Origin of the sequence: Streptomyces sp. MnatMP-M17 (genome assembly GCF_900091995.1) — a bacterium.
Classification (GTDB): Bacteria; Actinomycetota; Actinomycetes; order Streptomycetales; family Streptomycetaceae; genus Streptomyces.
In genome coordinates this window covers 1-8,773 of the sequence record NZ_FMDK01000194.1, presented here as the reverse complement: position 1 = coordinate 8,773, position 8,773 = coordinate 1, and the positions used below count along the sequence as shown (strand labels likewise).

8 protein-coding genes are annotated in these 8,773 nt (G+C 70.7%); 5 read left to right on the top strand and 3 right to left on the bottom strand.

Going from position 1 to position 8,773, the window contains the following annotated elements:
* A partial coding sequence (locus GA0115259_RS09495) for a UbiA family prenyltransferase (RefSeq protein WP_370747565.1) occupies positions 1-880 on the bottom strand: 880 nt, incomplete at its 3' end.
* Positions 881-1,063: 183 nt separating this feature from the next.
* Here GA0115259_RS09495 and GA0115259_RS09490 point away from each other — a divergent pair.
* The 3 genes from GA0115259_RS09490 to GA0115259_RS09480 are packed head-to-tail and all read left to right on the top strand — an operon-like array spanning position 1,064 to position 3,697.
* Positions 1,064-2,116, top strand: a complete 1,053-nt coding sequence (locus GA0115259_RS09490) for a type III polyketide synthase (protein WP_093593712.1) — start codon at positions 1,064-1,066, stop codon at positions 2,114-2,116.
* Positions 2,117-2,159: 43 nt separating this feature from the next.
* Positions 2,160-2,684, top strand: a complete 525-nt coding sequence (locus GA0115259_RS09485) for an isoprenylcysteine carboxyl methyltransferase family protein (RefSeq protein WP_093593709.1) — start codon at positions 2,160-2,162, stop codon at positions 2,682-2,684.
* Positions 2,681-3,697, top strand: coding sequence for an NAD(P)/FAD-dependent oxidoreductase (locus GA0115259_RS09480; RefSeq protein WP_093593706.1), 1,017 nt, complete (start codon positions 2,681-2,683; stop codon positions 3,695-3,697). The genes GA0115259_RS09485 and GA0115259_RS09480 overlap by 4 nt, the downstream gene beginning before the upstream one ends.
* A 58-nt stretch (positions 3,698-3,755) precedes the next feature.
* Here GA0115259_RS09480 and GA0115259_RS09475 read toward each other — a convergent pair whose 3' ends face one another.
* Entirely contained in the window at positions 3,756-5,012 is a 1,257-nt protein-coding gene (locus GA0115259_RS09475; RefSeq protein WP_093593703.1) for a DUF4032 domain-containing protein, read from the bottom strand.
* A gap of 231 nt (positions 5,013-5,243) precedes the next feature.
* Between GA0115259_RS09475 and GA0115259_RS09470 the strand changes: the two genes are divergently transcribed.
* Complete coding sequence (locus GA0115259_RS09470) at positions 5,244-6,716, top strand: MFS transporter (RefSeq protein ID WP_093593700.1); 1,473 nt, start codon at positions 5,244-5,246, stop codon at positions 6,714-6,716.
* Positions 6,713-7,321, top strand: a complete 609-nt coding sequence (locus GA0115259_RS09465) for a TetR/AcrR family transcriptional regulator (RefSeq protein ID WP_093593697.1) — start codon at positions 6,713-6,715, stop codon at positions 7,319-7,321. Before GA0115259_RS09470 ends, GA0115259_RS09465 begins: the two co-directional genes overlap by 4 nt.
* A gap of 23 nt (positions 7,322-7,344) precedes the next feature.
* Here GA0115259_RS09465 and GA0115259_RS09460 read toward each other — a convergent pair.
* Positions 7,345-8,773: TIGR03767 family metallophosphoesterase (locus tag GA0115259_RS09460; protein ID WP_107469152.1), on the bottom strand; the 1,429-nt coding region annotated here is incomplete at its 5' end.

The window sequence follows — 8,773 nt, the reverse complement described above, 5'->3', positions numbered from 1 at the left end:
AGGGCACCCTCGGCCGGTGACGGCCCATCAGCGAGCCGCCGATCCCGGCGACCAGGGCCACGGCGACGGCGACGGCACCGAGCGCGCCCGGCCTGCCGAGCACGAGCAGGACCGTCGCCACCACCAGCGGCGCGGGCAGCAGCAGCCTTGTCCGGGCCGGTCCCAGCCGCTGCGGCCAGCCGCGTACGCCCAGAGCCAGATCGGAGTCGATGTCGGGCAGTACGTTTCCGAGATGCGCGCCGACGCCCACCAGCGCCGCCGCGGTGACGATCCACCAGGCCGGCCGGGGCTGCCCGGGCAGACCGAGCGTCACAAAGACGGGCAGCGCGGCGAAGCCGACCGCGTAGGGCAGCCAGGACAGGACGGTCGACTTGAGCCGGAGGTTGTACGTCCACGCCGCGGCCACTCCGACGAGATGCACCGCACCGGCGAGCCGCCCGTACGCGAGGGACAGCGGTACGCAGAGAGCCAGCGTGATCAGCGCGGCGGCTCCCACGGCCCGCGCGCTCACGGCCCCGCGTACCACGGGCTTGGCGCTCCGTCCGGCCGTGGTGTCGCGCGCCGCGTCGAGCGCGTCATTGCTCCAGCCGACCGACAACTGCCCGGTCAGCACGGCGGCGGCCACCAGCGCACATCCGGACGCGTCCTGCCCTGCGGCCACCGCGAGTCCGGTGATCAGCAGTGTCACCGCGGCCGTGGGCCCCGGGTGGCACGCGCCCAGCAGGGCGGCGGCCCGGCGTGACCACCGTCCCGGTGCGCCGCCGCGCGGCCCTCGGCCGATGCTTTCCGTCCGGCCGGAAAGGCCCGTACCGCCCGAAGGAGCCGTCCCACTCGACGGAGCCGTCCCGTCGGCCGCGTCCACCGCGTCGATAGCGTCCACGCGGTCATCGTAGGCAGGGCGCGGTAACCATACGAGTACGCCGACGTCCCACCCGTCCGGCGGCGGATCCGCGCGATACCGCTCTCGCGGGGCCGTACAGGCGACTTCGCGTGTGATGCGGCGGTGCGGGGGCAGGGATGGCTCGTCAGTCGCCCTCGACCGTCCCTCGACCTCGGACCGCAGATGACTCGCATCGCAGCCGTCCATGGAGCCCTGGCTCCGTATCAGCATTCCCAGCAGGACCTCACGGACATGGTCGCCAGGGCCTGTCTGCCCGGCACCGTCGACCGCCGGGTACTGGACCGGCTGCACAGCAGCGCACGCGTGCTCACGCGCCATACGGCCCTGCCTCTTGAGCAGTACGCGGAACTGAAGGACTTCGGCGAGGTCAATGACGCCTTCATCGCCACGGCCGTACCGCTGGGAGCCGAGGTCGTCGGCGGAGCGCTGGACGCGGCTGGTCTCTCCCCGCGCGATGTCGATCTGCTGATGTTCACCTCGGTGACCGGTATCGCCGCGCCGTCGGTGGACGCGCGTCTTGTGCAACGGCTCGGTCTGCGTCCCGATGTCAAACGAGTGCCGGTGTTCGGACTCGGCTGTGTGGCGGGCGCGGCGGGAGTCGCCCGGCTCCATGACTATCTGCTCGGACGGCCCGACGATGTGGCCGTCCTGCTCTCGGTCGAGCTGTGCTCGCTCACCTTCCAGCGAAACGATCCTTCGCCCGCCAATCTCGTGGCCTCCGGGCTCTTCGGGGACGGCGCGGCGGCCGTGGTCGCCTGCGGATCCCGGCGCCGCGCCGCCGGTCCCGTCGTCATCGGCACCCGCAGCCATCTCTATCCGGACACCGAGGAGGTGATGGGATGGGACATCACCGGTTCCGGCTTCCGTATCGTCCTGGACGCGAGCGTGCCCGATCTCGTACGCAAGAACCTCCCGGAAGAGGTCGACGGATTCCTGGCCGAGCACGGTCTGCGGCGTCAGGACATCACCGCGTGGGTGTGCCATCCGGGCGGGCCGAAGGTGCTGGAGGCCGTCGAGGAGGCACTCGAACTGCCCGACGGGGCGCTCGACATGACGTGGCGTTCACTGGCGGCCGTGGGAAACCTCTCCTCGTCGTCCGTGCTGCACGTGCTCCGTGACACGCTGGAGCAACGGCAGCCACCGCCCGGGACCGCGGGACTGATGCTCGCCATGGGGCCGGGATTCTGCTCCGAACTGGTGCTGCTCCGGTGGTAGCGCCGGACGGGCCGCCGCGACCGGCGGAGAGGGACGGGGAGAGATGATCTGGTACACCGTGCTGGTACTGGCCGTCGGTGCGGAGCGCGTCGCCGAACTGGTCGTCGCCCGCCGCAATATGCGCTGGAGTCTGGAGCGCGGCGCCGTCGAGCGGGGCCAGGGACACTATCCGCCGATGGTCGTCCTGCACACGGCCCTGCTGCTCGGCTGTCTGGCCGAGGTGTGGCTGACCGGCCGTTCCTTCGTCCCGGCGCTCGGCTGGACGATGCTCGCCGTCGCCGTGGCCGCGCAAGGGCTGCGCTGGTGGTGCATCCGTACGCTGGGACCGCGCTGGAACACCAGGGTGCTGGTCGTGCCGGGACTGCCGCTGGTCACGGGCGGTCCTTACCGGCTGCTGCGGCACCCCAACTATGTGGCGGTGGTGGCCGAGGGCCTCGCGCTGCCTCTCGTACACGGCGCCTGGATCACCGCGCTGCTGTTCACCGTACTCAACGCGGCGCTGCTGACCGTCCGGATACGGTGTGAGAACCGCGCGCTGGAGACTGCCGTCGCGGGCGCGCGTCCGTGATCGACGTCCTGGTGGTGGGCGGCGGGCCCGCCGGACTCGCCACGGCCGTCCACGCCACGCTGGCCGGACTGGAGACGGTGGTGATCGAACCGCGCGCCACTCCGGTCGACAAGGCCTGCGGCGAAGGCGTGATGCCCAGCGGCGTACGCGCGCTGACCGCTCTCGGACTCGACCTGCCGCCTGGCCATCCGCTGCGCGGAATCCGGTATGTACGCGGATCCCACCGGGCAGAGGCGCCGTTCGACGACGGCCCGGGGCTCGGGACACGGCGTACGGAGCTGCACACGGCGCTGGCGCGGCGGGCCGAGGAGACCGGAGTGGGATTTGTGACCGGCCGGGTCGGCGACATCGCGCAGAGCGCGGACTGTGTGAGCGCGGGCGGGCTGCGGGCCCGTTGGCTGGTGGCCGCGGACGGACTGCACTCGCCCGTACGGCACAGTCTCGGTCTGAGCCTGCCCGACCGCAGGCCCCGGAGGTACGGTCTGCGGCGGCACTACCGCATGAAGCCGTGGACGGACTTCGTGGAGGTGCACTGGTCGTCGGCGGGCGAGGCGTATGTGACGCCGGTGGCCGACGATCTGGTCGGTGTGGCCGTACTGAGCACGGTGCGACGTGGCTACGACGACCATCTCGCCGGCTTCCCGCGGCTGCTGTCCCTGCTGGACGGGGAGCCCGTGAGCGCGGTGCGCGGCGCGGGCCCGCTGCGCCAGCGGGTACGTGGCCGTACGGCGGGCCGGGTGCTGCTCGTGGGCGACGCGGCGGGCTATGTCGACGCGCTCACCGGCGAGGGCATCGCGCTCGCGCTGGCATCGGCGGAGGCGGCCGTACGGTGTCTGAAGGCGGGCCGGCCCCAGGAGTACGAGGACGCGTGGCGCAGGCTCTCCCGGCGCCACCGGCTGCTGACGGAAGGGCTGCTCCGGGTCAGCGGTCACGCGGCGGGCGCGCGGCTGATCGTCCCGGCGGCGGCCCGGATGCCGTCGCTCTTCGCGGCGGCGGTACGCGCCTTGCAGTGACGCCCGTACACGCCCGTACGCGCGGCGCGTGGTCACGCACCGGTTTCAGCGGGACGGATCAGGGAGACAGGCCGTTCGCCGAGTCCGCCGTCGGCGGGATCATCGCCTTCACCGAGTGCGGCAGCACATGCGCGACATAGTCCTCGATGGTCGCCTCCAGACCCACATCGTGTCCCGCGCGCTCCGACAGATACCAGCGGTGCTCCAGCACCTCGTGGTAGATCTGCGCCGCGTCCATCTCACCGCGCAGCTCCAGCGGTACGGCCCGTACCGTCGGCCGGAAGACATCACGGACCCAGCGGTGCGCCAGCACCTCCGGGCGGGCGCCCAGCGGATCGCCCGGCGCGTAGTCCTCCTCGCCGGCCATCCAGCTCTCCAGATCGTTGAGCAGCCGCCGCGCCTGGTTCTCCTCGGCGTCCAGACCGGTCAGCCGCAGCAGCTGCCGCTGATGGTGGCCCGCGTCGACCACCTTCGGCAGGAAGGTGACCGTGTCGCCCACCGGAGAGCGCTCGATCTGCATCTCCGCCACATCGAAGCCCAGATCGTTCAGGCGGCGGATACGCCGGTCGATGTAGTGCCGTTTGTCCACCGGATACACCGACTCCCGCGTCACCTCGTGCCAGAGGTCCTCGTACCGCTGGACGATCGCCGCGCCGAACGGCACCGGATCCACCGACGGATGGAGCGCGCCCGACGCCTCCAGGTCCATCAGCTCGCCGGCGATGTTCACCCGGGCCAGCTCGATGTCGTACTCCCGCTGGCCCCGGCTCAGATTCGGCTGGATCTGGCCCGTCTCGGCGTCCACCAGATACGCGGCGTACGCACCGGCGTCACGGCGGAAGAGCGCGTTGGACAGCGAGCAGTCGCCCCAGGCGAACCCGGCGAGATGCAGCCGTACGAGCAGGACCGCCAGCGCGTCCATGAGCCGTTTGACGGTCGTGGGACGCATGGTCGACTCGAACATCGAGCGGTAGGGCAGCGAGCCCTTGAGATGGCGGGTGATCAGCGCCGGCTCCAGCGGTTCGCCGTCCGCGTCCACGCGTCCCGTCACCACCGCCAGCGGATCCACGGCGGGAATGCCGAGCCGGTGCAGATCACGCAGCAGCCCGAACTCGCGCACCGCGCCGCGCTCGGATATCTCCTTGACCGCCACCACCTCGGGCCCCGCGGACGCGAAGCGGACGACATGGCGTGAGATACCGCGGGGCAGGGCCACCAGACAGGCGTCGGGCCACTCGTCGAGCGGCACGTTCCACGGCAGGTCGAGCAGCACAGCGGGCTGCTCGGGATTGGTCGCGCTGATCTGAAGCGCCATCGTGCCTCCCACGGCGGTCGTCGGGCGGGCAGCGGACCGGGAACCGCCCAGAACAGTGTGCAGGGTCGCGGAAACACCTGACGCGCGGGTGGTACGAGCCCGGTGAACGCCGGGTGCGGCCCGGACCGCCGCCGGGGTGCACATGTGTTTACCCTGTGGGGTGAACGGTTGTGCACCCCTGTCGCGTCCCCATTTGTACGGGGAGACGCATCCCTGTCTGTACGGAGAGAGATGACCCGAGCGAGAGAAGCGATATCCGAGCCCGCCGCCGCACCGCATCCCCGTTTCCTCGTCGCCGTCCTCGCGTTCTGCGGAGTGGTCGTGGCCGTCATGCAGACGCTGGTCGTCCCGCTCCTGCCGCATGTCCCCGCGCTCACCGGAGCCACTCCCACCGCCGCGAGCTGGCTGGTCACCGTCACGCTGCTGACCGGCGCCATCTGCACGCCCGTTCTCGGTCGGGTCGGTGACATGTACGGCAAACGCCGGGTCCTTCTCGCCTCCCTCGGCGTGCTGGCCGCCGGGTCCGTGCTGTGCGCCGTCAGCACCCAGATAGGCGTGCTGATCGCGGGCCGCGCCCTCCAGGGCGCCGCGCTCGCCGTCGTGCCTCTGGGCATCAGCATCATGCGCGACGAGCTGGCGCCCGAGCGTGTGCTGTCCTCGGTCGCGCTGATGAGTTCGACGCTGGGCATCGGCGCGGCCGTCGGACTGCCCGTCGCCGCCCTGGTCGTGGAGCACTACGACTGGCACACCATGTTCTGGGCCTCGGCCGGGCTCGGCGTGCTCGACATCGTGCTGGTGCTGCTCTGCGTACCGGAATCGCCGCGGCGCACCCACGGCAGGTTCGACGCGCCGGGCGCCGTCGGGCTCTCCGCCGCACTGCTCTGTCTGCTGCTCGCGGTCACCCAGGGCGGCGGATGGGGCTGGACCTCTGTCCGTACGCTCGGACTGCTTGTACTCGCCGTGGTGATCGGAGTGCTCTGGGGCTGGTACGAGCTGCGCGCCGGCACGCCTGTGGTCGATCTGCGCGTCTCCGCGCGGCCCGCGGTGCTGCTCGCCAATATCGCCGCGCTGCTGATCGGCTTCGCCTTCTACGCCAACTCCCTCGCCACCGCGCAGATGGTCCAGGAACCGACGAGCACCGGCTACGGCCTGGGCGCGTCCATCGTCGTGAGCGGGCTCTGTCTGCTGCCCGGCGGGCTCGCGATGGTCGCCCTGTCGCCGGTGTCCGCGAGGATCTCCGCGAGATACGGGCCCAAGACCGCGCTGGCGGTCGCCTCGGCCGTTCTGGCCGCCGGCTATGTGGTGCGCTTCTTCACAAGTCATGTGCTCTGGACGATCATTCTCGGCGCGACCGTCGTCGCGGCGGGCACCGCGATCGCCTACTCGGCGCTGCCCGCGCTGGTGATGCGCGCGGTGCCGGTCAGTGAGACCGGCGCGGCCAACGGTCTCAACACCCTGATGCGCTCGGTCGGACAGGCCTTCTGCAGTGCCACCGTCGCCGCTGTGCTCGCCCGTGTCACCTTCGAGGTGGACGGCCGTACGGCGCCCACGCTCCACGCCTATCTGCTGGTCTTCCTGATCGCGGGAGGCGCGGCGTTGCTGGCCCTGGCCGTCACGCTGTGTCTGCCGCCGCAGCGGATCACGGCCACCGGTACCGTCGGGCGGGACGACCGGACGGCGTCGCTGGCCCAGGAGGGCACATGAACGGGCAGGCAGCGGACGGGACGGCAGACACCGGGACCGGGGCTGGGACCGGCGGGGAGTCTCCTACGGAGGCGGGCACAGGGCGTGACGCGATCCTGCTGGCCGCGCGGCGCGCGTTCGCCTTCCGTCCCTATGCCGAGGTGACTCTGCGAGGCATCGCCGCCGACGCGGGCGTGAGCGCCTCGCTCATCGTCAAGCACTTCAGTACCAAGGAACGGCTGTTCAACATCGTCGCCGACTTCGGCCCCGCCGCCGACCAGCTCTTCGCCGCGCCCTTGGACGCGCTGGGCCGCCATATGGTGCTGAGCATGGTCCGCAGCCGCCGTGAGCAGCAGGGAGATCCGCTGCTGCGCGTCGTGTTCGCGCTCGGCAACGACGACGAACGCGTCCTGCTGCGCGAACGCTTCGCCGAGCAGATCACCGGACGGCTGACGGCTCTTCTGACCGGCCGGGAACGCGCCCTGCGGGCCGAGCTGATCGTCGGGCAGCTCCTCGGCCTCGGCGCCACGTTCAGCCTGCACCGCGAGGGCGCCAACGCGCGGGCCGCACCGGAGCGTCTGGCCGAGCTGTACGCGCCGGCGCTCCAGCGGCTCATCGACGAGTGATCAGCCCATGACCGGCGAGCAGATCAGCGCGTGATCAGCAGTTCGGTGTTGCGGTCCATCAGCTTGCCCGCAGGCGCGGTGGTGGAGCCCGGCGCGTTGTGCGCCAACTCCCGGTAGAGCGCGGCCAGTCCGGTCTGCGACAGATCCTGGAAGTCCGTCCGGTGCGGCGCCGCCGACTCGATCAGCGTGGTGAACAGGGACAGGGTGCCGTCCCTGTTGTCGGTGATCTCGATGATCCTGGCGAGCTGCGGGAAGTCGATGTGCGAGGCCGTGGAGACCTCCCAGAAGGAGCCGCGCGCGTTGATCGAGTTCCGGTGGCTGTGACCGTTGACCCAGGCCAGCACGGGCCGATGCTGGTTGAGCAGCGCCAGCACCTCCTCGCCGTTGTGCCGGCCCTCGCCGGGCCGGGCCGGATCGGGATGTGTATTGGTCATTGTCCAGCTGTTGTGATGGCTGAAGACCACGACGTATCCGTCCCGGTGCTCCTTGAGCGTCCGCTTCAGCCAGTTGAACTGCGTCGTGTCGAGCGAGCCCGTGAAGTGCCCGGCGCGGTCGGTGGTGTCCAGACTTATACCGGTGATGTTGTCGCCCATCGGGAACGTGTAGTAAAGCGTGTCGCTGTCGAGATTGGCCGAGGTGTAGCCGTGTCCCGCCGGGCCCGCTCCCAGATGTGCCGGGTCGAGATGCGCGGACACATACTCGCGCGGACCGAAGGGCGCCCGGCCCGGATCGGGAGTGATGGAGCGCATCGAGCGCCTCGATCGGCGCAGCAGATCGATCAGTTCGTCGCCGCCGGGCATACTGCCCTTGGCGAGGATCTTCGCCAGGGCCTTGGCGTCGACGTCCGAGATGTCGTACAGCTTCCGTGCCCCAACCGCGAACTCGGCCAGATAACCGCTGCGGTCGGCCATGGCGCCGCTGGCCAGACTGTCGTGGTTGCCGACGGTCGAGTACCAGGGGAGCCGCAGTCCCGGGCTGTTCACCGAGCGGATCACGGCTTCCAGGAAACCGTCGATACGGGGAAAGCCGTACTGCTTGTCGGTGTCGCGGCGGGAGTCCTCCGGATGCCAGAACAGCCGCTCGTCGGAGTTCTGCACTCCTTCGTAACGTCGGCTGTCGCCCGTGTTGGGAGAGATACGGCCGCCGCTCATCACCGTGAGATACCAGTCGAGTTCGGCCCGCGAGTTGTTGTCGGTGTTGTCGCCGGTCGTCACGGCGAAGGCCAGCGGCTCACCGGTCGCGGGCCCGGCGCTGATGGCGTTGATCTGTTCGATCAGGGCCACCGCTCCCGGCACGGTGAGCGCCTCCTGAGGCCGCCATCCGGATACTCCCTGCGAGCGCAGATACTCGGTGCGCACCGGGTGCTGAACGTCCGTCAGATGCAGATCGGTGAGCTGTACGAAGGAGCTGAGCACCGTGCGCCGGGCGGCGCGGCCGGCCCGGGGAGCCGCC

What these genes read in the sequence shown, in the direction of transcription:
- GA0115259_RS09490 (WP_093593712.1), top strand. Translation starts at nt 1,064, where the DNA reads ATGACTCGCATCGCAGCCGTCCATGGAGCCCTGGCTCCGTATCAGCAT.
- GA0115259_RS09485 (WP_093593709.1), top strand. Translation starts at nt 2,160, where the DNA reads ATGATCTGGTACACCGTGCTGGTACTGGCCGTCGGTGCGGAGCGCGTC.
- GA0115259_RS09475 (WP_093593703.1), bottom strand. Translation starts at nt 5,012, where the DNA reads ATGGCGCTTCAGATCAGCGCGACCAATCCCGAGCAGCCCGCTGTGCTG.
- GA0115259_RS09470 (WP_093593700.1), top strand. Translation starts at nt 5,244, where the DNA reads ATGACCCGAGCGAGAGAAGCGATATCCGAGCCCGCCGCCGCACCGCAT.
- GA0115259_RS09465 (WP_093593697.1), top strand. Translation starts at nt 6,713, where the DNA reads ATGAACGGGCAGGCAGCGGACGGGACGGCAGACACCGGGACCGGGGCT.